Source organism: Ignavibacteriales bacterium (assembly GCA_016700155.1).
Lineage (GTDB): Bacteria > Bacteroidota > Ignavibacteria > Ignavibacteriales > Ignavibacteriaceae.
Window position 1 is genome coordinate 1,810,542 of the sequence record CP065001.1, and the last position, 26,181, is coordinate 1,836,722.

At 36.6% G+C, this 26,181-nt stretch carries 17 protein-coding genes and 1 pseudogene; 8 read left to right on the forward strand and 10 right to left on the reverse strand.

Annotation, left to right across the window (positions count from 1 at the left end; genetic code table 11):
* Positions 1-68: 68 nt before the first annotated feature.
* Both IPM56_07450 and IPM56_07455 read right to left on the reverse strand, forming a co-directional pair.
* Entirely contained in the window at positions 69-1,892 is a 1,824-nt protein-coding gene (locus tag IPM56_07450; GenBank protein QQS37775.1) for a carboxypeptidase regulatory-like domain-containing protein, read from the reverse strand.
* Between the two features lie 346 nt (positions 1,893-2,238).
* Positions 2,239-3,324: a VWA domain-containing protein gene (locus tag IPM56_07455; GenBank protein QQS37776.1), complete on the reverse strand. Its 1,086-nt coding sequence runs from the start codon at positions 3,322-3,324 to the stop codon at positions 2,239-2,241.
* A gap of 373 nt (positions 3,325-3,697) precedes the next feature.
* Between IPM56_07455 and IPM56_07460 the strand changes: the two genes are divergently transcribed.
* The 5 genes and pseudogenes from IPM56_07460 to IPM56_07480 all read left to right on the forward strand — a co-directional run bounded on the left by IPM56_07460 (position 3,698) and on the right by IPM56_07480 (position 12,954).
* Complete coding sequence (locus IPM56_07460; GenBank protein ID QQS37777.1) at positions 3,698-6,169, forward strand: T9SS type A sorting domain-containing protein; 2,472 nt, start codon at positions 3,698-3,700, stop codon at positions 6,167-6,169.
* Positions 6,170-6,451: 282 nt separating this feature from the next.
* On the forward strand, positions 6,452-7,987 hold the full coding sequence (locus IPM56_07465; protein QQS37778.1) for a GNAT family N-acetyltransferase: 1,536 nt from the start codon (positions 6,452-6,454) through the stop codon (positions 7,985-7,987).
* A 45-nt stretch (positions 7,988-8,032) separates the two neighbouring features.
* Positions 8,033-8,947: pseudogene (locus tag IPM56_07470) on the forward strand (mechanosensitive ion channel family protein).
* 11 nt (positions 8,948-8,958) lie between these two features.
* Positions 8,959-11,982 (forward strand): hypothetical protein, encoded by a 3,024-nt coding sequence (locus tag IPM56_07475; GenBank protein ID QQS37779.1) that lies wholly within the window; start codon positions 8,959-8,961, stop codon positions 11,980-11,982.
* Between the two features lie 45 nt (positions 11,983-12,027).
* On the forward strand, positions 12,028-12,954 hold the full coding sequence (locus IPM56_07480; GenBank protein QQS38249.1) for a mechanosensitive ion channel: 927 nt from the start codon (positions 12,028-12,030) through the stop codon (positions 12,952-12,954).
* Between the two features lie 11 nt (positions 12,955-12,965).
* Here IPM56_07480 and IPM56_07485 read toward each other — a convergent pair whose 3' ends face one another.
* From IPM56_07485 to IPM56_07500, 4 genes are all read right to left on the reverse strand, one after another.
* Positions 12,966-15,509, reverse strand: coding sequence for a phosphoenolpyruvate carboxylase (locus IPM56_07485; protein QQS37780.1), 2,544 nt, complete (start codon positions 15,507-15,509; stop codon positions 12,966-12,968).
* 84 nt (positions 15,510-15,593) lie between these two features.
* Positions 15,594-17,819 (reverse strand): amino acid permease, encoded by a 2,226-nt coding sequence (locus tag IPM56_07490; protein QQS37781.1) that lies wholly within the window; start codon positions 17,817-17,819, stop codon positions 15,594-15,596.
* 256 nt (positions 17,820-18,075) lie between these two features.
* On the reverse strand, positions 18,076-18,729 hold the full coding sequence (locus IPM56_07495) for a PAS domain-containing protein (protein ID QQS37782.1): 654 nt from the start codon (positions 18,727-18,729) through the stop codon (positions 18,076-18,078).
* Positions 18,730-18,985: 256 nt separating this feature from the next.
* Positions 18,986-19,669 carry a hypothetical protein gene (locus IPM56_07500; GenBank protein QQS37783.1) on the reverse strand — a complete coding sequence of 228 codons (684 nt, stop codon included), beginning with the start codon at positions 19,667-19,669 and terminating at the stop codon, positions 18,986-18,988.
* Between the two features lie 428 nt (positions 19,670-20,097).
* On the opposite strand from IPM56_07500, the gene IPM56_07505 reads away from it, so the two are divergent.
* Genes IPM56_07505 through IPM56_07515 form a run of 3 tightly spaced genes read left to right on the forward strand, consistent with a single transcriptional unit; the run spans position 20,098 to position 21,916 of the window.
* A complete protein-coding gene (locus IPM56_07505; protein QQS37784.1) occupies positions 20,098-20,676 on the forward strand; it encodes a sigma-70 family RNA polymerase sigma factor in 579 nt (192 codons plus the stop codon).
* Positions 20,677-20,686: 10 nt separating this feature from the next.
* Positions 20,687-21,058 carry a hypothetical protein gene (locus tag IPM56_07510; protein ID QQS37785.1) on the forward strand — a complete coding sequence of 124 codons (372 nt, stop codon included), beginning with the start codon at positions 20,687-20,689 and terminating at the stop codon, positions 21,056-21,058.
* A 57-nt stretch (positions 21,059-21,115) separates the two neighbouring features.
* Complete coding sequence (locus IPM56_07515) at positions 21,116-21,916, forward strand: ImmA/IrrE family metallo-endopeptidase (GenBank protein ID QQS37786.1); 801 nt, start codon at positions 21,116-21,118, stop codon at positions 21,914-21,916.
* Between the two features lie 580 nt (positions 21,917-22,496).
* Here the strand turns inward: IPM56_07515 and IPM56_07520 are convergent.
* The 4 genes from IPM56_07520 to IPM56_07535 form a co-directional block, all read right to left on the reverse strand.
* Positions 22,497-22,898 (reverse strand): hypothetical protein, encoded by a 402-nt coding sequence (locus IPM56_07520; GenBank protein QQS37787.1) that lies wholly within the window; start codon positions 22,896-22,898, stop codon positions 22,497-22,499.
* A gap of 111 nt (positions 22,899-23,009) precedes the next feature.
* The gene (locus IPM56_07525; protein QQS37788.1) at positions 23,010-24,497 is read right to left on the reverse strand and encodes an amino acid permease; all 1,488 of its coding nucleotides are present in this window, start codon (positions 24,495-24,497) and stop codon (positions 23,010-23,012) included.
* A 76-nt stretch (positions 24,498-24,573) separates the two neighbouring features.
* Complete coding sequence (locus IPM56_07530) at positions 24,574-25,794, reverse strand: sodium ion-translocating decarboxylase subunit beta (protein QQS37789.1); 1,221 nt, start codon at positions 25,792-25,794, stop codon at positions 24,574-24,576.
* 22 nt (positions 25,795-25,816) lie between these two features.
* Positions 25,817-26,170: a hypothetical protein gene (locus IPM56_07535; protein ID QQS37790.1), complete on the reverse strand. Its 354-nt coding sequence runs from the start codon at positions 26,168-26,170 to the stop codon at positions 25,817-25,819.
* Between the last annotated feature and the right edge of the window lie 11 nt (positions 26,171-26,181).

Consider the following 26,181-nt stretch of genomic DNA (forward strand, 5'->3'; position numbering starts at 1 on the left):
TAAATCTATATAAATAAAAAGGCTTTCCGGATAAGGAAAGCCTTTTGTTTTCAAATATGATCAAAAAATTATTTTAGATTATTCCTGATCTCAGAGGGAAATCGCTTTATCAGTTTTTTATCAATATTTTTTTGACCGACAATTCTTATGACAGAGAATTTTCCATTACTAATCGTTACCGTTTGTTGATTTTGGAAATTTAGTAATGTACCTCCGAACGTACCTTCGATCAATCCTCCCACACCGCTATAAGTAGTGATGTTCAGGTTAACTGAAGTTCCGGGGAAAGATGAACCAGCGATATAATAATTACTGTTGTGCTGGAAGTACATGATAATATCAGTTGGCGTACCGGTTCCTGTTCCGGTAAATGTTGCCCAGAACGCAACTGTATCTGTACCAAAAACATTTACCATCCAGATATAAGTAAGATTTTCACTGGGCAAATGGTATCCATAGACCTGGAATGTATCAGCAGCAAATACGAAAGTTCTGTTGTTTAAACCACCGCCATTAACTGTGAATTCATTATCACCAACCTGAACAGTATCACACACCTGAATTGTTCCAAGATCGGAACTGTCTCCCGACGCAGCCGGAGTGTTTACATTTACAGTTGTATACCTGCCATCAAAAGTATAAACAGAAAGCACTCCACTTTTACCTGGCGCTGTTGCCAACCTGAATTTTCCGTTCGCATCAGTGAATTGTGAGTTGTAGCCGTTATCCCAGCTCAAAACTACTTGTCCAAATAAAGGAGTGCCTGCGCATGCAATCATTCCAAAAACATAAGTAGGGCACGGAACTGTTAATGTCCCAACATTATGTGTGGTTCCTTCTGCCAATGGTGGAACTGCAACAGGATTACTTGATAATCCAAAATTATTTCCCGGCAGTACTTGTACATCGAACGCTGTGTTTGCAGGAACTCTTCTTTCAAAAACTCCATCAGCACCCGTAGTTGCACTTGCCTGACCAATCTTAACTCTAATTCCGGGAACGGGTCTGTTATTGCAGTCAAGCACTAAACCCCGTACTGTAGCAGTACCTTCGGGTACATCGCAATTCCAATCTGAAAAATGTCCAACCATACCAACATACTTATCACCTTGTTTGGTTGCTGTTCCTTCTTCTTTCCAGAGTCCGGTTGATTTATCATAATGCCACAATGGTATAGTAGCTGGAGCAGTTCCTTCCATTGACGGAGGAATATCAACTGTAATCTCAGACTGCATACCTGATTTGATCTGGAGATCAGCGCCTGCATCACTTTTCATTTCTACTTTTATTATTCCGTATGAATATAAAGTAGCGCTTTGATTGTTAGCAGTAGTAGCCTGCATATCACCGCCTGGAATTAGATTCGAAAAACTTTCTGAAGTCGGGTCGAGATACGCAACACTTACATTTACATTCCCCGTGTAATCGGATCCGTTAGCATTAGCAATCGTTCCGCCTGTAAGTTTAACTCCGCTGCCATTGGAAAGCATTGCATCACCACCGGATGTAGCGTCAACAGTTTGTGTTACACCAGCGGTAACAAGATAGACTCTTACATCGCTTCTGCCGTTTTCTTTTACTGCATCTGCAACTGAGCCATCAAAGAATCCATCCTTTGAAACATTTACAACGAAACGGTCGAGTGTTGTAGTAATATTTGCAAAAAGAAACGCGCCGCTTGCATCTGTTGTCTTGTCGGTTTGTCCCGGCATAGATACAACCGCACCTGCCACCGGCTGATTAGTTTCATTTAATACAACACCTGCAATAGTTGTTGACTTTGATGTTCCTCCCGGAGGTGGTTCTGTTCCTCCGTCATCACTGCAACTGACAAATGAAAGAGCAACACAGAATAAAAAGAGACTTAGAAACAGGTATAATTTATTACGCATTACTAACTCCGTTAATGTTGATAATATTTATTTAAACTTTTGGAGTTTAAGAGTTAAAGTCATGGAAATATTCTTTCACTCCTCTCAGGAATTTAGAAATAAGATTTAAGCAAACACTGAAAACTGAGGATTCAATTTAATACAGAAATGAAAAGTAAACTTATTACTAGTGTTTTAGAAATTTAATAAAGCTACTGTTTATATTAATTTAGAAGTTGATGATTGTCAATAGGTTAGTAAATCTATTTCAAGAATACTGTTAAAAAAAGCAGCCTGTATTTTCTTCTTGATTCAAGAAAAAAAATACCAGGCTGCTTTTAAACTTTACCCAATGAACTTAGTTAACTCAGTACTGTACTGTATATGTTTGTGAACCATCAGCAGTTGAGGTGTAAATGGTGATTTTAACTGTGTGTGTTCCGGGTGATGAAGTCCTGTACTGAACTAGATAACTGTTTGTCAGTGTACCTGATACAGGGAGATCTCTCAGATTTAAACCTGCGGCACTTGTAGGAATATATTTAATAGTTCCGCTTGTGCAGGTTGAAAGATCCCATGGTCTTTCGTTGTACTGATTCCAGTATGTGTAATTGTAAATGTTGGTATCACCGCTGAAAACAGTATGAACAGTAGCTCTTCCGCCGAGTTTTGAACAACCTACATTGTTTGTCCATTCTATTCCATCAGATTGTGTTGGTTCATCCGTAAACAGAATCATGACACGCTGAGAACCGCTTCTCCAAGTATATGCACTATCTGCAAAAAGTGCAGCCATTACACCATTCTCGTCACCGGCATAGCCGAATCCTAATGCACGGGTGGTAAGTGCTGCGCTATCAGGTCCTGAGAATCCTTCTGTTCTGTAAGTTCCTGTATAGCGGTTGAGATAATTACTGAGAGTTTGTGCGGATGTAAAATTAATTCCGCCATTAATTGTTCCTGAAACAGAAAATCCTACAACAGAAAATTTAACATCAAGACCACTGGTCTGAAGGTAATTGGCAAATTCGATAATGCTCGCTGCAACGGAGTCGGCTTCCTGATCCATACTTCCTGAATTATCTACCAGGAAAACTACATCTGCGGCAAGTACGTTACCGCTTCCTACTTTTGTAACTGATAATCCCTTTACAACGCCATCTTCCTGTACGAAAATATTAGAACCCTGCGGGTTACTTGCATTGTAGCTGAATTGAATAGGTTGATTTGTGGTTGGATCAAGTAATCCCTGAAGATTAATTTTCATTACGCTACCGCTTGGTGAAAAGGTTGCGGTGGGCATTGCATTATTTTGCGTAGGAGTTGGAACTGTAACACCGGATGGATCAGCAGGTATATTTGTTGTATCTCCCGGAGGTGTCTCTGTTGAATCACAGGCTATGAAAACGGACATGATGAACAGAATGAGGATGTAGAGTTTGCGATTATTCATGTAAGTCTCCCTTATGGTTGTTAAGATTTGCTGTACAAATTTAATTAATAGATTTATAAGAGTACACGGATTGAGAGACATGAATAAAAAAATATTTTCAATAGTTAACCATCAGCAATAATCAGTATTCGTTAATGAAATAATTTTAAACGACCTTCAAAATACATTTCGAAAAGAGTCAAGCTGATTGATTCATCAGTAGAGCTTGCTCTGCTGGTTATCGTAAGTCTTCGTTAGTTTGCCTCATTGACAATTGCTTATCTTAACAAACATGAATTTTATTGGATGTGCTGAATAATTTTTATAAATTATTTTCAACTCTAAGAAATATCCTAACATCTCTAAATCACTTAACAATAAAAATGGAGCAACCATGATAAAATTGCGTTCTCTTCTTTTTGTGTTCGTTTTTACGGTACTCTCTTGTTCTTCATTCCTGTTTGCGCAGCCCTCTTCACTGCCATATTATATTCAAGGTTATCAGCATGAATCAGGATTATTTAACGGCAGTAATGATGGTACCGATATCGCACAGCTTGCGTTTTCCACAATAGTGGATCTTAATAACGTTCCATGGATATCACTTCATTTCGCAGAAGCAAACCTCGGCGCAAAAAGTTATATGATAATCACTTCTCAATTCGATGGTAAATGGCAAAGGCTTGACGCAGTATCATTAAGGCAGTGGAACTACTACAGTGCATACTTTAATCGCGGCGCTGTTGAGATAAAACTCTTTGTACATCCATCAGATGAAAAAATTTATTTTAATATTGATGAAGTATCGGTTGGTGAATGGGCAAATGATACCGACAGTCAATGCGGTCCGACAGATGATCGTGTAGCTTCAAATCAACTTGCCACCGGAAGATTGTTAAGTATCGGCTGTACAGCGTGGATTATTCCGAACGGACATTTTATTTCCGCAGGACATTGCCTTGATGGAAGCGGCGCAACTGTTGTGCAATTCCAGGTTCCGCTTTCATTACCCGGCGGTACATTACAGCATCCCGGTCCCGAAGATCAATACTCTGTTGATGTATCTACAAAAGTATTTACCAATGGCGGTATAGGAAATGACTGGGGTACATTTGAAGTATTTCCTAATTCGGTTACCGGTTTAATGCCCAAGCAGGCACAGAATGCTTTCTGGCCGTTAGTGCAGGATCTTACTCCTCCGAATATAAGAATCACCGGTTATGGTGTTGATGACGGTACCGCAAACCAGACACAACAAACTCATGTTGGACCTAATGCAAGTTCGAGCGGAAATACAATGCGTTATGTTACCGATACTGAAGGAGGCAACTCCGGAAGTCCCGTGATTGATGATGCAACCGGTAATGCAGTTGGTGTTCATACGCATGGCGGCTGTACAACCTCAGGGACAGGTAACAATAATGGTACAAGTTTATTTCATGCTGCTTTCTGGACGGCAGTTGAACAGGGTGCCGGTGGTTGTCCGGTTGAACCTCCTACGACTCCTTCACCCGCGAATAATGCTACAGATGTTTCAATCAATATTCCTCAACTAACCTGGACAAATGGAGCAGGTGCAGTTACAAACCAATTATACTTCGGAACAAATCCTGCGGCACTTACACTTGTTCAAAGCGGAACACTTGCTACAAGCTGGAATGTTACAGGACTTCCGCTTGATTACATGACTACTTACTATTGGAGAGTTGTTGAAGTAGGTGATAGCTGTAATACGAACGGACCAACCTGGTCATTCTCAACAGTTCAGGATCCAAATCTTGTAACACTTTTCTTTGATAATTTTGAAGCAAGCACTGACACTGTACCGGTAAACTTCACCGTTACAAATGATGGAGGTACATTGGTATGGAGAGTGTTCGGAAGTCCTTATCCAAATGCTTATACAATGCCTGCAAGTTCTTCAGGAAAAGTTTTCTCTGCAGATTCTGATGAAGGCGGAAGCGGAACAGGTCCAACAACACTCTTATCAACAGCTACTTTGACGAATCCAATAAACTGCGGGATCTATCAGACAGTAACTCTGGAATTTGATTCAGACTGGAACGCTATTGATGCCGCTGATTCGTGTTATGTACAGGTTTCCAATAACGGTACTACATGGGTAAATTATCTTACCTATGGTGGTGTTGATGTAAGGAATACACATGTCATGCTTGATATTTCTGCTACAGCAGCTTTACAATCAACCGTGTGGGTTAGATTCAAATCAGTACAGCCTGGCTGGGATTGGTGGTGGACTATTGATAATGTGAGTATCATCGGAACTAATGCTGTACCGGTTGAGCTTGCTTCATTTACAGCTTCTGCAAATGATACCAGGGTTGTACTCGATTGGCTTACCGCAACTGAAACTAATAACCTGGGATTTGAAGTTCAGAGAAAATCCGGCGATGAATTTGTTGCTTTAGGTTTTGTTGATGGAAACGGCACAACCACGGAAGCAAAAAACTATTCATTCACAGATTCAAAAGTACCTGCCGGAAAACAAGTCTATCGATTGAAACAGATAGACTTTGACGGAGCGTATGAATATTCAAATGAAGTTGAAGTTGATGTAGCCGTACCAAAAGCATATTCACTTGAACAGAATTATCCAAATCCATTCAACCCTTCAACTATAATAAAATATAGTCTTCCGGTTGATGCAAAAATCACACTGAAAGTATTTGATGTAATAGGACAGGAAGTAATGACATTGCTGAACAGTTCAATTGCATCAGGCACACACGAAGTAACCTTCGATGCAAGTAATCTGAACAGCGGAGTTTATTTCTACACGATAGATGCAAAAGGAGTTGATGGAAATAACTTCACGTCAACAAAGAAGATGTTGATTGTTAAATGACAAAATCATTTGACAAGAAGACCCTTTGTGGATGCCGATAGAGTAGGGAATATCTCCTAAATCTAATTAAGCCGATCAGAAATGGTCGGCTTTTTTTATAATGAACAAAAAATTATTTAGTCATCTTTAACGGCTTATCAGTTAGTGTTATTCAATTTTCATTATTATAGATTTATTAAAGAATAATACTTGATTATATCTCAATCAACTTGAACTTGTACTGAGAAAAATTATATTAAATTAATGACCGCGAAATAAAACTATCACAAACCGGTTTATATCATGAAAAAAATAAATCTTAAAGACCTTGAAAAGAAAATCAAGATCAGACAATTGACAATAGATGATTTCAAATCTCTTGTTGAACTTCAAAAAGTTTGCTTCCCGGGTATGCACACCTGGAAGAAAGAGCAGATTGAAAGTCAGCTTGAAATATTCCCTGAAGGTCAAATATGTATCGAGATTAATAAAAAACTAGTTGCTTCATCCAGCAGTCTTATTATTGATTTTGACTTATACAGTGAAAGTGATAACTGGCAGACTTTAAGTGATTTTGGTTATATATCCAATCACGATCCGGATGCAGAAACTTTATACGGTATCGAAATAATGGTACATCCTGATTTTCGTTCTATGAAACTCGCTAGACGGTTGTATGAAGCAAGAAAAGAGATAACGAAAAAATATAACCTGAAGAATATTGTCATTGGCGGAAGAATACCAAACTACAGTAAGCATAAAAATAAAATGTCGGCAAGACAGTATGTTGAGAAGGTTATCAATAAAGATATCTTTGATCCGGTACTGACTTCACAACTTGCTAACGGTTTCGTTCTTAAAAGAATTGTTCCGGCGTATCTGACAGGCGACCAGGAATCAGACGGCTTCGCAACACTGCTTGAGTGGTCGAACATTGATTACGTTCCGCCAATAGGTAAAAAAATTGTGACGTCAAAGAAAGTAAGAATCTGCGCTGTTCAATACATGATGAGAGAGATAGATAAATTCGCTGACTTTGCCAAACAGTGTGAATATTTCACTGATGTCGCTTCCGGATATAAAAGTGATTTTGTACTGTTTCCAGAAATCTTCACGTTGCAGTTACTTTCATTTCTGCCTAATGAAAGACCTGGCATTGCAGTCAGGAGTCTTGCCGAGTTTACACCACAATACTTAGAGTTGTTCAACAACCTTTCAATAAAATATAATGTGAATATTATCGGCGGTTCACACTTCACAAAAGAAGATGATGATCTTTTTAACATAGCTTATCTGTTCAGAAGAGACGGAACAATCGAAAAGCAATATAAAATACACATTACACCAAACGAAAGAAGATGGTGGGGAATAAAACCCGGAAATAAAATTGAAGTATTTGAAACTGACCGGGGCAAGATAAACATACAAATCTGTTATGATGTTGAATTTCCAGAGTTGAGCCGCATTGCCGTGTCTAAAGGTGCTGAAATAATTTTTGTTCCATTCTGTACAGATGAACGTTACGGATACCTGAGAGTAAGACAGTGTGTTCAGGCACGCTGTATTGAGAACGGAGTTTACTCAGTTATGGCGGGGAATGTCGGTAACCTTCCGTTCGTGGAAAATATGGATATTCAATACGCACAGTCTGGTATTTACACACCGTCAGATTTTATGTTTTCACGAGATGCTATTGCAGCAGAGTGTACACCCAATGTTGAAACTGTTGTTATACATGATGTTGATCTTGAATTACTTAAGCGTCATCGCTCAGAAGGCAGTACGTTAAACTGGTTTGACAGACGACAGGATTTGTACGAAGTGATTCTTAAAAAATAATGTGCTACATTATCTTCAGTCAATTTTTCAGATTAAAATATTTTCATGAGGGACTAACTGAAAGATATTCTTAACATTGATCCCGCTGTACAATCAAAATTACTTGAATCACTGTTTGTGATTGTAATAATAATTTTGATTCAACAGGTAATTAAGCGGTTTATTATTTCAAAGCTTGGTGATATCAGGGTCCGTTACCAGTGGCAGAAGATCACATTATACTTTTCAGTATTTCTTATAATCGTTTTTTTAATAAACACCTGGTTAAACGTATTCGGTTCATTCGCTACATTCTTAGGTCTTATATCCGCCGGAATAGCAATAGCTCTTAAGGATCCATTAGTTAATATTGTTGCCTGGCTTTTTATATTGATAAGGCAGCCATTTAAAGTGGGAGACAGAATTCAAATTGCTGAGACAGCCGGGGATGTAATTGATATCAGGATTTTCCAGTTTTCAATAAATGAAATCGGTAATTGGGTTGATGCTGACCAGCACACCGGAAGAATAATTCATATACCGAACGGAATAGTTTTTACACAACCACAGGCGAATTACACTGCGGGGTTTCAATATATCTGGAATGAGATACCAGTCTTACTAACATTTGAAAGTGATTGGAAAAAAGCAAAAGAGATTCTTACTAAAATATTACATGAGCACAGTATCTTATTAAGTGCCGAAGCAGAAAAACAGGTTAAAGAAGCAGCTAAAAAGTTTATGATATTTTACACGAAACTTTCTCCGGTGGTTTACACTTCCGTAAAAGACAGCGGAGTATTGCTAACACTAAGATTCATGTGTGATCCAAGGGAACGAAGAACTATTGAAGAAAAAATGTGGGAAGATATTCTTAAAGAGTTTGCAAAGCATTCTGATATTGATTTTGCTTATCCAACTCAACGATTTTATAACAATGTTACTGAAGGTAAATCACACACAAAACCCGAACAAAAATAGACTGAATATTAATGCACGAAAATTTTACAGCTACTGAAAAACTATTCAGAGATCTTGTTGAACTTCACATAGTTGAACCTCACAAGACTACATTGGAGCAACTCAAAAAATATATAGCCGGTTTCTCGGTTGAGATGGGATCGTTATTAAAAAAGTACAGTGAAGTCACTACTCCCGAAGCATCCGTTGATTTAAATAAAATAGTCACAGCTCATGAGAAAATCGGAAATCTGATTTCATCCATTCCGCAGGATGAAAAAGCAATATCAATAGAACAATGGTATCCTGTTTTTTTCAGAGAAGTATCTGAAATAATTTCTGCTTCACAGTTGATTGTGTCGGATTATCAGGATGAGGATCGTTTTAAGTTGTTGGATGGTGAAGGCTTCTTACTGAAGATACGTAAAAGATTAAAAAATGTTTTGTATAAGATTTCAAACCTTGACAGGAAGATATTTAATCTGCTTCTTAAACTTTTTAGAAAGCCATTAAAACCTGACAGACCCTGGCAGCATATCATATTATTCAGGAATCTTCGAAAATATTTTTTGTATTGTGAATATTCTTTTAGTCTTATAGAGTTAAAACGAAATTATTTTAAGCTGAGAAGCAGCCTCGTTAAACAAATGTGGCAGGTATATGAAGGGAATGAAAAAGTATTTTTCAATGAAACTTCCACTCACCTTAATGAGAATGTTGAACAGCAAAAGAAAAATTTATTTGTTCTCAACGATAGCTTACAAACTCAGATTAAAGAATATGAATCAAGCTTATCCGAATTCATAGATAGTTCAATCAAAAAACTTTTTGAAGAATATAAACTAAGGTACTTGCAGTCCGGTACAATTGAATTTCCTTCAAGAAGAATCAGCGATAAATCCATAAGTAAAAAAACAAAACAATTATCCCGGTCATTTGCCCGTGTAAATGATGGGTGGGCGAATAATTTCACAGCATTACTTGATGATTGGCAGCTCAATAATGAAATCTATGTTATTAGGTATAAGATAGTTTTACAACAGCAAAAATTAAAAGCGGCAATAACATCGAGATTTGAATCTACAATCTTACCGGTATTTGAGACTCTAATTACTAACATCCTGGATCTGAAAAAAAGTGCAGAAAGTTTTAATACAGTTAATGATTTTCAGAAAAACTTCCCGGAGCTTAAAAACAAAATCAAATCTGAGTTTGCCGGCAAAAATGTTGTGCATACAATTGAAAAACTTTATGAATCTGATCTGACCGGTATAGTTTCCGGCTTTGATGGTTTTATCGCCGACAGTGTTGATTCAATTGGAGATACCAGGATTCTCGTTAGGACAGACGACTACACTGATGAGATTAAAGATTCTGAGATGAATAAGTTTTCCCCGAAAGAAATTCTGGAATACACAGCGGAGCCTCAGTACTTTACTTCTTCTGCTAAACTAAAAACTGAGATAAGCACTTCAATTGAAAAAGTTCAGTTAGAATTATCTGAGATTGATCATATTCCTGACTTTGCATTGGATTCTGCATTAATAAAACTACAATCGGAAAATGATATTGAACAGGCTTTATCAACGGCATCCGAAGGATTTTCCAGGACTATAAAAAAAATCCAGGAAATAAAAGAACGATTAAAAACTCAGAATATTTCTGTACTTGGTAACCTGGATAAATCAGTAAATTCGTTTTTAGCTGAGTTGCTAAATCTTACTGTAACTGAAAAAATATTTAATATCAGGATAACTCTCGCAAAAGCTAAGGCTATTCAGAAATCAACTGCTTTAAAAGAGAAGGTTGTTCACAGTGTAAATGAGGCGTTTCCTAAAGTACTAAACGCAGTCAAAAATTCATTTAATTTTCTGTCCACTCATTATAAAAGAATAATTAATGTTTTTGGACTTGCCCCTTCCGCAAAAGTAATAGCAACCGAAGTATCTGACTATCTTGCAGAAACCCAGTTAGCGATCAACAGGCTGCCATTTGTTTATCAGAAATTATTTGAGAACCGCGCGCTCGAGGATGAGAGATTTTTTATCGGACGCGAACATGAAATATCCCGATTAAATAAAGCATATAAATATTGGGCTGAAGGCAAGTTTGCACCTAGCATAATCATTGGTGAAAAAGGCTGTGGTGCAACATCACTCATAAATATCTTTATGAAGGATATTTCTCCGGAAGTAAATATCTACAGATTCTCAATTACCGAACCTGTCAGAGATTTAAAGGATATGCTGCGGTATTTTTCAAAAGTTCTGGATAATGCTTCATTTGAATCAGCAGATGATTTAATTACATACCTTAACTCAACTTCTAAAAAAAATATTCTGATCGTTGAAAATCTTCAAAAGCTTTTTTTGAGAAAAGTAAACGGATTCAGGGTATTAAAAATATTTTTTGAGATAATTTCCAAAACAAATAAAAACACATTCTGGATATCGACTTGTACACTGTACGGGTGGATATATATAGATAAGACTATCCATGCTCCTGATTACTTTGGTCATGTTATACACCTTGATAAACTCAATGAAGAACAGATAATTAACCTGGTTACAAAACGACATCGTGTAAGCGGATACGACATAGAATACGAAGCCGATGAAAACATTTTAAAATCAAAGAGTTTCAGAAAGCTTACTGATAATGAAAAACAACCTTACCTGCTGAATAAATATTTTTCAGGACTGAATAAATTTGCGCAGAGTAATACAAGTCTTGCCCTTATATACTGGCTTCGCTCAGCCAGGAATGCAGACAGCGATCTGATTAAAATCGGACCTCCGCCGGAGCTTGATTACTCTTTCCTGAATACTCTTTCAACAGATAAAGTATTTGCTCTTTATGCTATGTTAATCCATGACGGTTTGAAAATTGAAGATCACTCCGTCATATTCGACATGCCGGTTGCTTCATCAAATTTATTATTTATCCTTATGCATGATGATGGCATTATTGTAAAGCACAATGAGTTATATACTATCAACCCATTACTTTATCGTCATGTTGTCGGACTTTTGAAATCTAAAAATATTATACATTGATTTATGCAAAGATTTTACCTTACAATCCATCTCTTGTTATTAGTAATGCTCACATCTTTAAGTGATGTAAACGCACAGCCCGATTCGACCAAACAACAACAAACATCAGATACAGTACGGGTCGTTGATACGGTTTTTATACATTCAACGCAAGATACTTCCGGAAAGAATATCGTTGGAGATCTTGATTTGTCCCCGCCGTCAATTGATGAGATTGTGTCTTTCGAGAAAATATTATGGGCTGTAATATTTTTCTTTGCCGGACTTTACCTTATCAAATTAATAACAAAGCTGCTTGATATTTTTGCAGAACGCAGTACAGGGCACAGAATAACTATAAAAGGATTTATCCCTGTTATTCGAATTCTTTCATGGGCATTTGTACTTTATTTAATCATACATGGAATATTCAAACCGCCTGCAGAAACCATACTTGCTATCTTGGCATCGCTTGGTATTGCTGTGGGTTTTGCATCGCAGGATATTTTCAAAAATATTTTCGGCGGTATAATGATCATCTTTGACCGACCTTTCCAGGTTGGAGATAAAATTGAAATCGATGGTCACTATGGTGAAGTTATAAAGATCGGTTTACGTTCAACACGTATTGTTACGTCTGATGATTCCGTTGTTACAATTCCAAACGGAGACCTGATGAATAAATCAGTTTCAAATTCAAACTCCGGTGAACCAAACTGCCAGGTAGTCGCTGAAATATTTTTGCCGATTAGCATCGATACTACCGTGGTGAGGCAAATTGCTTTAGAGGCAGCGCAGGTTTCAAAATATATTTACCTGAACAAACCTATAACCGTCCTGTTCTTCAATGAAATGAACGAACAAAAACCATATTATAAGATGAGAGTTAAAGCTTATGTTATGGATATCAGGTATGAATTTAGTTTTAAAAGCGATATGACTGAGATTGTTCTTCGTGAACTTATCCGCAACAAAATTATTGCACCTGAATAGACAATTAGTTTTTACGCTGAGTTCCTGCTCGCATTAATATTTCCATATAACGATCTGCGTACTACTGTTTTATAGTGCCCATCAGCACCCTCATTGGAAGAATTTTTTTCAAGAGCGTATTGTTGTATTACCAGCAACGGGATGACAATTTTTTCTCTCATCTCAATTGATTTCTTACTTGCCGGTTCTTCTTCCATCAGATTTTCAGAATTACTTATCAGAAGTATCATCTTCTTTGTGAGCTCATACTCGTCATAGAGTATTTTCCAGAACCCGCCGAATTCCTTATCGTGTTTGTAATAAGCAGTCAATGAAAAATTTGTTTTTGTCAATGACATCATACTGTTAAGGATTAATGCTTTAAAGAATTTAACATCCTTAAATAATTTTTTTAACTGAGCGGTTTTACCTTCTTTAACCAATGATTCCAAAGCCGTTCCGATTCCAAAAAAGCCCGGGACGTTTTGTTTTAACTGGCTCCACGCACCGACAAAAGGAATAGCACGGAGGTCTGATAAGTTTAATTTACTGTTCTTACTTCTTTTAACAGGTCTGCTGCCAATTCTTGTTTCACCGTAATAGGGAAGCGTACTTTTTCTTTCCAGGTAAGGAATAAACTTTTCATGATTAATTAATGAAAAATATTTTTTGTAGGATATATCAGAAAGCCTGTCGAGAAGTGATCTCATCTCATCCGGGATTTTTCTATTCTCCTGTTCGTAACTGTTCCTGATACCTGCCGCAATTAATTGTTCACACTGATGTTTAAAATGTTTTTTTGTTCCAAACTTGCTTGAAATTGTTTGTCCCTGGATAGTAAGATGAATTCCTGTATCTGAAATCCTGTCGCTGCTTGAAGCATAGAACCTGTGTGTTTTTCCACCGCCGCGTGAAGGCGGACCGCCTCTTCCATCAAAAAAAATAACTTTGATTCCATGCTCATTACATACTTCACTTATCTCTTCTTTTGTTTTGAAGATCATCCAGTTTGCTTTTAGATAGCCTCCGTCTTTTGTTCCATCAGAATACCCAAGCATGACAGTCTGAACATTACCGCGTTCTTTTATATGCCTGCGATATTCAGGAATGCTAAACAAACTGCGCATGATGCTGCCGGAATTTTCCATTCCTTCCATGGTTTCAAAAAGAGGAACTATATCCATCTTAACTTTATTGCCGTTGTTGTTCCACCTTAACAAGGCAAAAACAAAAAGCACAGAATACATGTCTTCCGAATTACTAATAATGTACCTGTGGCAACCATATTCACCATTTCTCGTTTGAATAAGATTTATCCGTTGTATGGATTTAATCATCTCACTATGAATACTGTCTTCAAATTGAACTGCATTAAGTTTTACACTCTGAGCAGAAAGTAGCCATTTCTGTAATTGTCTGTCATCAACTTCATCAATGCTTTTTTTAATCAGCTTTTTACTGCGAAGAATATTTTCGATGATCTGTTTTTGCACAAGATGATTCTGCCTAATATCAATCGATGCGAAATGAGTTTTGAATACTTTTACTTTGTCAATAAGTCTATCAATGTCATCAAGATAAAGCGAGTTATAATCCTTTAAGACGATGTCCTTAATCTGCAACAATGGTTGAATGATTTCCCCGTAAGTTAAAATTCTGTTATCGTTAAACATCGATTCATATAAAGCGAGTTTTAAATCAGCTATTAGCACAGATGTTTTTTTGAAAGTAATTTTCTTTTCAAGTTTTTTTATGTCATTGTAATAACACTTCATCAACGCAACGCGTAAATGATCAGCGACTTGTATTGTTGTTTGAGAAGTGACAAACGGATTTCCATCACGGTCTCCGCCAGCCCATAACCCAAGCTCAATCAGCTTTGTGTTTTCAGAATCACTTGGAAATATTTTCTTGAGACTATTCACAAGTTCACCCACACCGTCATAATAAATATTCCGAAGAAAATAAATCAGGCTCATCGCTTCTTCTTCAGGAGTGGGTTTCTTTCTGTTTATGAGAGAAGTTAAACTTAACTGTTTCAGTAGTGTATCAACTTTGTTGACAGATTGTTTTATGATACTTTTTCTCAACCGGTTGATGATATCCAGAACCGGATCAGAATAAAACTGAGTAGGATGCGCAGTGAATACTAATCTTATGTTATAACTTTTTAACTTCTCTTCGATTTTATTTTGTTCCGGTTTGCCCTTTGACATTTGAAGATAATCTTCAACTGACGGTTCACCTTCAACAAGCTTGATTTGACCGAAAGCAGCATCTTCAATACTGTCAAAAAGAACAATCTGCCTTTCGATATACTGAATGACTTTCAGAAGATAGCCAATCTTTTTTTCTTCAGTATCCGCAATTGTGTAAGTTTTGAAAAATTTATCAATGATCTCTTCAGGACGTTTGCCTGCTTTCAAGCCCTTCGTACAGGTCTCCTGCAGTACCGGAATTAAAGTTCCGATGGATGTTATTTCAGGCAAAGAAAGATTCAGGAAAAGACTATTATAAAGTATAAACTGCTTTTGTACTTCTTTTTCAAAAACTTCGACTTGTGAATTGCTGTTCATTGACTCCTTGATTTATGAAATAAATTCTTTAAAAATTAAGTGACAAGATTGATTTCAAATATTTAAAGAAATCTATTTATGTAATTAGAGTTCCTTGAGTCCCTTCGCATCTACAAACAAAACATCCCCGATAGAACTATAGCCATCAAAAAAATCCGCTCCTTCATGTTTTATCAATGCCTCTTCAAATCCGAGTATTGTTAATCCCGCATCAGCGGAATGAGTGTTAACCAAAGTTTTAAAATCCGTATCACCGTTTAACTCAATGACCTTAATATTTTTTTCGAATATAGGTAATCGTCCTTTTAATACAAGCTCGTCGAGTCTTCTTTTTTCCTCTTCAAGTTCTCCTTTAGCGCACACACTGAAAACTTTTATGAAAGCTTTTTCCCAATCAGGGTGACCCAGCAGAATGTAACTCAGCAGTATCATCAGGTTAGCGTTTTCAATATCCTGGTCTCTTAGCCAGATGTGAATACCGCTGCTGTAATTAATAGTTCGCTGAGAAGTCCCCATTATACAAACATCAAAATCACCAGCCTGAATCAGTGCTAAGTTATCGATTATCTTTTCAAGAGTTTCAACTGAATGCTTATCATACTCAAATATTATCATATTGTTTTCCATCCCGGAAGGACTTGGCAACTGCACAATCTGTGCGATAGCGGATGTGAAGGATGGTGAGATAATAGTATCGATATAAATATTTCCTTTAACACTTCTCGTTCTATTAATTAATTCTGATAAAACTTTTTTTGATTCTGTGTTATTTGATTTTGAATAGTAACCTTCGATAAGATGAATATAAGTTCCGAATCCAAACCTGTAAGAAATCCAGCTTAATAAAATCAGTGCTTTATCCCTCTCGAATGAATCCCTTGATACACACACAGCCGATGGTCTCCAGTTTTTATTTTGATCAGCCTTTTTTGTTTTTTGAAGGTACACAAAAACGTTCCTGCTCAACTGGAATATTGCATTCTGGAATATTGTTACAAGACCGCCGCGATCTTTGTGATAGCTATTAACATACAAATAAAGAATGACCATACTTAATATTGAAAATAGGGCATAAGGCGTGCTTATCTCAAACATAAGTATTACACATATCAAAAATCCGAGCAGAGACAAATACCAACGTGACCGGAATTTTGGTCTGTATGAAGGATCAGCACCAAAATGATAAAGAAATGAAATAAGACAGAGAGAACCATACGTAACCATGAAGAACATTGTTATGATTGTAGCTACTACATCCACATCACCGAGCATAACAAATATCAATGCAATTACCGACACAACGATGGAAGCATTCCTTGGTTCGTTTACACTTCCAACGCCTTTGGCAAGAAACCCGTTTGCGAATGGCAGCGGAAAACTTTTATCAATACCAAGTGCCTGTAATGTTCGCGGTGCGACAAGGAATGAGCCAATCGCAGATGAGATTGTTGATGCCGCCAATCCTAATGGAACAAGAACAGCACCGAACAAAGTGATTTTGGACATAACAAGTTGATCACCGAGTAATTCTTCCGGACTTGCTGATATTGCAAGCTTATGAATGATGAAGATATAAATAACAAAACCGGAAATTGTCGCCGCAACCGTTCCTAACGGAATCGACTTGCCGGGATTTTTAAGATCTCCGCTTAGTCCAACGCCGGCAGTCATTCCGGTGAATGCCGGAAATATTATTGCAAACACAACAAAGAATTTATCAGGATCGCCGAATGCGTTTTTGAAAACGCCGACGGAATCAGATCCACCAATAGGACTTCCCATAAAAAAACTGACAAGGGAAATGAAGAGGATTCCCACTACAATATATAAAGCCTTTACACCTATATTCGCGCCTTTGAAGATTATAACAAGTGACAGTGCTATCATTACAGGAATACTGATTGCCTGTCGCGGTAATTCAAAACTGTAAGAATACTTCACCCACTCAAAAAGAAATGTAAATGCTTCCGTAAATGCTATGATATAAAAAGCTACGCTGATAGCCTGTGAAAGAAATAATGCTATTCCAATAGTAGCGCCGATGTTAAGACCGAATGAACGGGAGATTATAAAATATTCTCCGCCGCCTTCAACTTTCTGATTTGTAGCAATCTCTGAAATTGCAAGAGCGGTTGGAATTGTTACCAGGTGCCCGATAATAATTATGAGAAGAACACCAAAAAATCCGAGTGTTCCAACTGCATACCCGAACCGGAGAAAAAGTATTGCGCCAAGTATAGTTGAGATTGCTGTAAAGAAGACAGGCGCAGTACCAAAACGGCTTGCATCAGTCCCGGTTTTTGCAGGCATAGATCACTCCATTAGTTAATAACTGATAGCAGATTTTCACATGCAATATTAAATAATTCTTTCAGGATTTAATAGGGGAATGGATTTGAAAAGAAAAAAAGATTTTATCCTAAATATAGCGGGTGTAATCCTTTAGGCTACTAAGCTTTCTTAAAAGCAAGTTAGCTGAAATAAAGTAATTTAGAATTAAGAGAAAGATCAACGAGACGAAATAAAAATCAGGAAATATTCCGTCCCTTAAAATATTTTACATCTGTTAATTTAATCCGGTATCGAGTATTGAAATATTCCCCAGGTTACCTACGTTTCGGATTTTATATTCGCTCATCTTGTTTATTTTCATCAGACGATTGACAGTTGTCTTATAGTTACTGTCGAATAGTTTAAAATTCACGTTTGGAGCTGAACACTCAACTTCGCATTCAGTTCGGAACAGCAACAATCCCTGCATAAAATTAAAAACTATATCATTCACTGAACGAAGGGTAGTATTAATAATATCCAGTTGAGTACTGTTAATCAGGTTCTGCCGTATTTCAGTAATGTCCCTGACTATCAATAGATAATAGTTATCGCCTTTCCCGGAACCCGGGATATAAGCAACAGATATTCTGCAAAAACAAACCTGATGATTTTTCTTATTAATAAATAGATCAACCATACAATTTATTTTTTGCTCTAAAGCATTCAGGATTTTTTTTACAGACTCTACTTTATTTTCTTTAGAGAGAAATGTTTTGAATCCATGCCCTATAATTTCTGTATTATTTAAGCCGGTAATTTTTTTAATTCCTTTATTGATATAAAGTACAGAATGCCGTTTGCTCTCAGCATCAAGTATCAAAATTCCTTCACTTATATACTTCTGTGCTTTCAATAAAATCCGCGAATAAGCAGTATTTGAGCGCATAAAAATTTGCCTTAAAAATATTTTTAAATGAATTTAACCAAACCACAATGATAATTAACGAAAAGAGATAAATAGTGCAAGTGGGCATCGATACTAAACAAAGCTAGTAAAATTCTTGCTAACCACTGGTGAGTTGAACAAAATTTGTTAGAAATTAAATCAATACGGTCAAATTACAATAGGTTGAAAAATTCTTTGTGATCTATTTCCCAAAAGGGAAGTGAATATACTTCCCTTTTTAGGGAGCTGTTTTTTACTAACCGACAAATGTAGTAGCAAAATGTACAACTGAATTTTCAGAATTAAGAGAAACAATTGTACAAAATGCTTTTACAGTCTGATACTGGCTGAACAACTGTGCCTGCTGACTGCTCAGGTAAGCAGTAAAGTTAACCGGAGTATCAAACACAGTAGCAACATCCGGTGAACTTAACGGAATGAAATCATAAGGAAACATTCCGCTGTTCAGTGGAGATGTAAGTACCAGAACTGCAGCTAATCGCAGGTTAGGTTCAGTCGCCGGATTTATACCTGAATCGGCAGTGATTGCATCCAATGTAACACGCAGGCGTGTCGAATTGACATCAATGACCGGTGAAACCAAACTGAATCCAAATCCCGGAACTAATGACGCGCTATTATTTACATCAGTTGAACTGATATGAGTATAGTTTGTCCGGAAGATAAAATTTGCGGCAGACATATATTGTGGTTTCGCAGACAGCCATAATGATTTTATCATTGGATTGAATGCAATAGCCTGTGCAAATTTAATACATAACCTGAATTTAGCTCTGGCAGCAAGTGCAATTTGACTGTTAGAAACCTTAACATTTGCTGGCTTTGAGGAAACATAATTCTTTCCATTCTTTGAACGGAAAACGATATCACCAACAGCTCCGGTGACACGCCCGAGAACAGTTTTATTTAAAGTACCCATTTTAATAATTCCTTATAATCTAATTTGAAAATAGTTTTAAGTATAGAAAGCCGATTGATTGACAATAGCGGAGGACTTTTATTACGGTTATTGGAAAAAAGAAAATCAAAACGCAGCACTTTCAATGCGCGAAATATATTTTGGATCAAAACCTGAACGTTGTAGTACCTGAGTAGTAGGATAGTAGTACCTGTATAATACCTGTAAACACTGACATCAGGGAAAAAATTTCTTTTCCATCTGAAAAATTTTCTGACAATATTTTCTATTCTTGAATTCATCATTGTTTTTTTACAAATTTCATTCAGTGATTAATTCACCACGGGCTGAAAATTCTGCGAAAAAAAAATCTGATCAGCTTTTCGTAAAAAACCTCAACTGGAGTGAATTAATATTTATACGAATCTTTTTTTTAGGAGATGACAGGTATGAATATTCCCCCGGACGAATGTAACCCGAAGATCATGGATGTTCTTCGGGGTAGTCAAGGAAAAATGAAAGAGTGGTTAAGTCATGCTAATAGGTTTATACAGGTCTATTATGCAAATATAAAGATTAAGCCAAGCGCTGAAGATATCGTAGGGGATTTAATTGTAAAGATCTATCAAAAAAACAGGAGGTGGAATTATGAAAAAATAGATATAAACAGCTTTATGTATAATGCTATCAGGAGTCATGTATGCGCTGAAGCAAAAAAAGTTAAAAAACTTGTGACGACTGATGAGTATGACAGCGAAGAATTTATTTTCAAAAACAAATATGAAAATGAATATCACATATCTCTTCGGGAAATAGAATTTTTGCAGGACATCAAAGAAAAAATGGAGATAGTCCTTGGTCAGATAAAAGGCGATGAAGACTGCGAAATTATATTTTATTGCCTTTTAGAAGGGCTGAAACCCAGGCATATCGCAGATGACCTTGGGATAAGCGTGAGGGAAGTCAGTAACATAATGAGGAGAATAAAATACAAAGTGCAAAGAGCACTGGAACAGAAAACGGATTAACGGAGGATATATGAGCAATGAAGAGCTCATTACATTGCTCAGCATCTATCTTAACCCGGAATTCGAAGATGAAGAAAGCATCAATGAAAATTTGAAGAGTGCCGGAATAGATGCTGAACAATTTCAAAAGGATATGATGGAAAAACTTGAAAAATTGGAAGCAGGAAATAAATTAAAAGATGGGAAACAATTTAAGGAGGATTTCTATAGACAATTAAACGAAAGTGAACTATCAAATGCAGAATTAGAAGAAATCGCATTTGGATTCAGGGATAAAAAGGGGAATTTGACGGGTGGTGAAGAGAAAGAATTGGAAGAAGATAAAAAGAAATTGGCACTGCTGAAAAAAATCAATCGCAGTGGTGAAAACAACAACAAGTAACCTTATCAAAGATGACATCTTTTCCTGAAGATGTCATCTTTTTTAATAAAGACAAAAATGAATGCAATAGCAAAAGCAAACGCAAAACTCCTTTTAAATAAATACTGTATAACAAAACCCGATGAACTAGACCTTGAAGGTATCGCAAACGCGGAACACCTGATCGTTGAAGAAACAGACCTGCAAACTCACCTTGGCAGGATATTATATGGCGAGAATTACGGCATAATAAAAATTAAAAGTACTCTTAAAGAAAAAGGACAAAAACGATTTATACTTGCCCATGAAATGGGACATTACTTTAATGAAGGAATTGATCCTGTCACCGGAAAGCAACGGAAAAGAAATGAAGGATTAAAAAATTGTTCGGACAGAGACATTTACACACCTCAATTGAATAAAGACGCTGAAACAAACGCGAACATATTTGCATCCGAGTTGCTAATGCCGCATCAATGGTTTATAAGCTTCACGCAAAAAAGAAAATTCGGCGCAGAACTGCTTAACGATATTGCGGAGTACTTTGGGACATCATTATCTGCCGGTGCTCTGAAATATGCGGAGCTTGGTTCTGTACCGACAGCAATAATAATGAGTACATCAGGAGTAGTAAAGTGGAGCCGTGTAAATGAAGACTTTCCATTACGCTTTATACCAAACGGATATAAAGTGAATGACAGTTCTGCGGCTTATGACTATTACAAAACAAAGATTATAACAAATGAAACAGATAATGTATCAGCTATGGCATGGTTTGCGGAAGACTTTAATATTAATTATCACCGCGACTTGTTATTGAATGAGTACAATATAATAATGAGCAGTTATGATTCAGTTCTGACAATGTTGTGGGTTTAAATATAAAATTATCGCTATGAAATATATGCTCTTGGAAATTAACCGACTTTATTTAGAATTTACTACAGAAATCGTAAAAGATAGAAAAAAATTTTATGGGACTCGGTTAATCCGCTTGTCAATCGGCAAAAAAGAAAACCAAAATTAAATGTCGGTTAAGTAAGGCAGAAGGAAGTGAGTATTAACAATCTATATTCAATTATTCATACAAAACTGGAAGATTTGAAAGATTAATAGTAATAATTGAATTTGATACAGATCAAAGCAGTCAGTGAATGTCTGTTAATGTAAATGCAATGAAGCATCAGGAGTGAATTTATTATTCACTCCCGGATTTAAAAATTCATTTACGTTCGTAATTGAATAAGATACAGATAAGTGTATTACTCAAATCGATCACCTTATTTCTAATAAAACAGTAAAAAATATATTATAGCGACAGGCAATAAAAGCCATATCAAACCTACAGCAAAATCTTTCCAAAATGATTTTTTATCCTCTTCCTGTTGTGTGGACATATAACTCCTCATGATTATCGGGTGAACATCACCTGAATTTGATTAATAAATAATGTATAGAATCACCAGGAAAAGCTAAATGGCGGACTTCTGGAAAGATTATTTTCTTTTTTGTAGGCGAGAAGATCCGCCCCAACATCAGAGAAGAAAATTACTTTAAGTGTAATGTTGTTTAGTTCACTAACCTCTATGACAATATAACTGAAAAACTCAATGAACTTGAGTTTAAGTTTTTCATTTACAATTAGTGTAAGATTAGGAACTGATGAAAAATCACAGTATGTAGAATTGTTTACATCAATGTTATAATTAAACCAATTGAATTGCCATCCTGAAACAGGTCCAGGGTTTTGGAAGATCAAACAGACCTGTAAAAAGAGGAACAAAGAAACAAAATATTTTTGACGACCGATCAAACGCCAATCAATGTAGCTGTAAGATTGAACTGGTTCAGCCTTTGACATTTATACACCTTAAACTTTTTGACAACATTAGAATCTATCCCAAAATGCTCTTTAATTTGGTTCAATTTTTTTTCTTTCCTTGATGTATAGAAAAGACCCAATAACTCATTTTCATTTATGCAGTTTTCTTAATACACTATGTTTTCTGCCATAGAAAAAATAAATGATTATTCCGATTGCTAACCAGACAACCAATCTTAGCCAGTTTTCTGCCGGAAGTGAAAACATTAATACCAGACAAGTAATAATTCCAAGAATGGGTATAACAGGGAACCATGGAGCTTTAAAAGGTCGCTCAGCGTTTGGATGAGTCTTTCTCATAATTAATACTGCTGAACAAACCACAACAAAAGCGAAGAGAGTACCGATATTCACTAACTCAGCAAGTATTCTTAAAGGAAGAAGTCCCGCTAATGTGGCAACAAAAATACCTGTAAGTATTGTTGACTTCCATGGTGTTCTGAATTTGTCATGTATTGCACCAAAAATATTTGAAGGAAGCAAACCATCACGGGACATCGCCAGAAAAATTCTGGGTTGACTAAGCATCATAACAAGTAAGACAGATGTGATACCTGCAATTGCCCCCAAAGAAATTATAAATTGTGCCCATTCAAGTCCTACCTGATAGAAGGCGTTGGAAACAGGAGCATCAATATTTATTTTATCATATGGTACCATTCCCGTTATTACTGTTGCCACAAGTATGTAAAGGATTGTACACAACACTAAAGAAGTGATGATTCCAATCGGAACATCTCGTTGAGGATTTTTTGCTTCTTCGGCGTGTGTCGATATTGAATCAAACCCTATATAAGCAAAGAAAATCATGGCTGCACCTGCCAGTACACCGACAGGAGCTCCTCCGGCACCAGTTTCACCCCATATTGTGTGACCAAAAAAACTTAATCCGGTATAACCATAAGGTGCAAATGGTTCCCAGTTTGCTGAATTTATATACATGGCACCAACCGCAATTACTAGTATTACAACTGCTAATTTGATTATTACCATAGTTGAATTGAAACCCGCACTCTCTTTAATTCCCTTTACAAGAATTATCGTAATAATAAAAGTGATTACTATAGCCGGAAAATCAACCACTGAACCCGTAGAAAAAAAAGTACCCGTCGATGTGTTAAAATCAAAAGGTGATTTTGCAAGATTAGGCGGGACCTTCAATCCAAATATTCCGATAAAATCCTGAAAGTAATGTGACCACCCATGTGCGACAGTGGCAGATGCAACAGCATACTCGAGTATTAAATCCCATCCGATGATCCATGCTAAAAATTCGCCCAGTGTAGCATAAGCATAAGTGTATGCAGAACCTGCGACAGGCACCATTGAGGCAAATTCAGCGTAGCAAAGTGCAGCAAAAATACATGCCAACCCGGCAACTGAAAATGAAAGTATTACCGCTGAGCCTGCCTTGTCATGTGCTGCAACACCTGTTAGGACAAAAATCCCGGTTCCAATTATTGCACCTACTCCCAAGCTGGTTAACGCCACAGGTCCCAGAATCCGTCTTAACCGGTTTTCACCATGAACTTCTGCTAGTAGCATATGAAGCGGTTTTTTAAGAAAGAGTTTTTTCATAGACAACCTTCATTGATTAATAAATATATTTTGCTGGAAACGTTTTTTTCATAAATACTATTTTGAAAACATTTTCTTATTTAAATAAATGAGGAATTAAAGTGATATATATACCGGTAATGATGGCTGTTGTAATAACACCTGAGATATTAGCACCGATTGCCTGTGCAAGAATTACCGCATCCGGGTTTTCTTCACACACAATTTTTTGTGCAACCTTTGCAGTGGTTGGCACACAACTTACTCCGGCAATACCGATAACAGGATTATATTTCTTTCCAGTAAAGAAGTATAAAACGTAACCGCCTAATATTCCTCCTATTCCTGAAAGCAGCAGAGCAATAATTCCAAGAATCAATAGCAATAAAATTTGCGGGTTGAGAATTAAGTGCGCTTCACATAACACACCAAGCATAAGTCCAAGAAAAAAAGTTGAACCATAAAGCAGTGGTCCGCCTATAAAATCTATCAAATGTTTTAATCCCGATTCTCTGACAGCAACTCCTATGAATAAAGAAAAGAACAATGGTGCTGCAACAGGAAAGAGTAAACAAAGTATGACACATGCCGCAACTGCAAAAGTTATCTTCTGTTGTGGTTTTATATTTTTAGCCAAATCTTTTTTTGCAGGTTTTATTCCGCGTAATTTTTTAGGCACTAAAAATTTAACAAGGTATGGATAACCGCCGTAAGTAAGCCCCAGGTATAAGTATGCCACAACAGTTATAGGCACAAACAGATTTTTGGATAATGCCAGAGATGTGAACAGTACCATCGGACCATCAGCGCCGCCTACCATAGCGATTGAAGCTGAATCATTAATGCTAAAGCCGAATGTAGTTGCAATCGGAATTGTCAGGAATGTACCTAACTCACCAAACAATGCAAGCAGCATGCTTGTGTAAGGTCGTGCAATCAGGAACCCAACATCAAGTAGTACACCAATACCCATAAAAACAAGGCACGCAATCAAACCATTACTGAAAGTAAAGGTGTAAATGGGTTGTAGAAAGTTTATCTGCAAAATATCCATTAATGCGGATGGATCAGTTACCATAGGATCCAGAAACAAATTACCTTCTGTGTTGTTTGGAAGGATAAGGGTAGCAGCATTAACGGCTGACATTCCAAGTCCCATTGGTATCATTAGTAAGGGTTCAAGCACACCTTTTTTACCCAAATAAATGAGAAGTACTCCAAGTAAAATTAAACCACACCGGCCAATAATTATTACGGGGTTTGAGTTAATTAAAGTTGAGACGCCCTGAAAAAGATTAATAAATTCTTTTAAGTCCATATTATTTTCTATAGATGAGTTTTTATCTCGGGTGTTGTCTTATTCCGTAAATTTTGGAACTCCAAGGTGAGTAAGTTTTTACGGTTTTCTTAATAGTAAGCTGAAGTTTTTCAAGTTCTTTTATTTCCTCCATATATAAATACAACGCCAGACCAATAGCTGCATAAATTTCATCTTCAATTGCCGGGTTTCCGGCTTCTTTTTGAAGGGAATTTATTTCATGTGTACTCGTTCTTTTTATATCATCAGAATTGAATGTAAAAAGACTTTTAAATGATTTGATATTTACAAGATGAAAAATCATTCTGACAAGGAATGCAACAAAAAATGAAATTGCTGCCGTGGCTATGAACATCAGTAATAATTTTGTTACCATAATTTTTGATT

Bases quoted from the DNA above. Each gene is read 5' to 3' on its own strand.
- IPM56_07450 (QQS37775.1), bottom strand. From the start codon at position 1,892: ATGCGTAATAAATTATACCTGTTTCTAAGTCTCTTTTTATTCTGTGTT.
- IPM56_07455 (QQS37776.1), bottom strand. From the start codon at position 3,324: ATGAATAATCGCAAACTCTACATCCTCATTCTGTTCATCATGTCCGTT.
- IPM56_07460 (QQS37777.1), top strand. From the start codon at position 3,698: ATGATAAAATTGCGTTCTCTTCTTTTTGTGTTCGTTTTTACGGTACTC.
- IPM56_07465 (QQS37778.1), top strand. From the start codon at position 6,452: ATGAAAAAAATAAATCTTAAAGACCTTGAAAAGAAAATCAAGATCAGA.
- IPM56_07475 (QQS37779.1), top strand. From the start codon at position 8,959: ATGCACGAAAATTTTACAGCTACTGAAAAACTATTCAGAGATCTTGTT.
- IPM56_07480 (QQS38249.1), top strand. From the start codon at position 12,028: ATGCTCACATCTTTAAGTGATGTAAACGCACAGCCCGATTCGACCAAA.
- IPM56_07485 (QQS37780.1), bottom strand. From the start codon at position 15,509: ATGAACAGCAATTCACAAGTCGAAGTTTTTGAAAAAGAAGTACAAAAG.
- IPM56_07490 (QQS37781.1), bottom strand. From the start codon at position 17,819: ATGCCTGCAAAAACCGGGACTGATGCAAGCCGTTTTGGTACTGCGCCT.
- IPM56_07495 (QQS37782.1), bottom strand. From the start codon at position 18,729: ATGCGCTCAAATACTGCTTATTCGCGGATTTTATTGAAAGCACAGAAG.
- IPM56_07500 (QQS37783.1), bottom strand. From the start codon at position 19,669: ATGGGTACTTTAAATAAAACTGTTCTCGGGCGTGTCACCGGAGCTGTT.
- IPM56_07505 (QQS37784.1), top strand. From the start codon at position 20,098: ATGAATATTCCCCCGGACGAATGTAACCCGAAGATCATGGATGTTCTT.
- IPM56_07510 (QQS37785.1), top strand. From the start codon at position 20,687: ATGAGCAATGAAGAGCTCATTACATTGCTCAGCATCTATCTTAACCCG.
- IPM56_07515 (QQS37786.1), top strand. From the start codon at position 21,116: ATGAATGCAATAGCAAAAGCAAACGCAAAACTCCTTTTAAATAAATAC.
- IPM56_07520 (QQS37787.1), bottom strand. From the start codon at position 22,898: ATGTCAAAGGCTGAACCAGTTCAATCTTACAGCTACATTGATTGGCGT.
- IPM56_07525 (QQS37788.1), bottom strand. From the start codon at position 24,497: ATGAAAAAACTCTTTCTTAAAAAACCGCTTCATATGCTACTAGCAGAA.
- IPM56_07530 (QQS37789.1), bottom strand. From the start codon at position 25,794: ATGGACTTAAAAGAATTTATTAATCTTTTTCAGGGCGTCTCAACTTTA.
- IPM56_07535 (QQS37790.1), bottom strand. From the start codon at position 26,170: ATGGTAACAAAATTATTACTGATGTTCATAGCCACGGCAGCAATTTCA.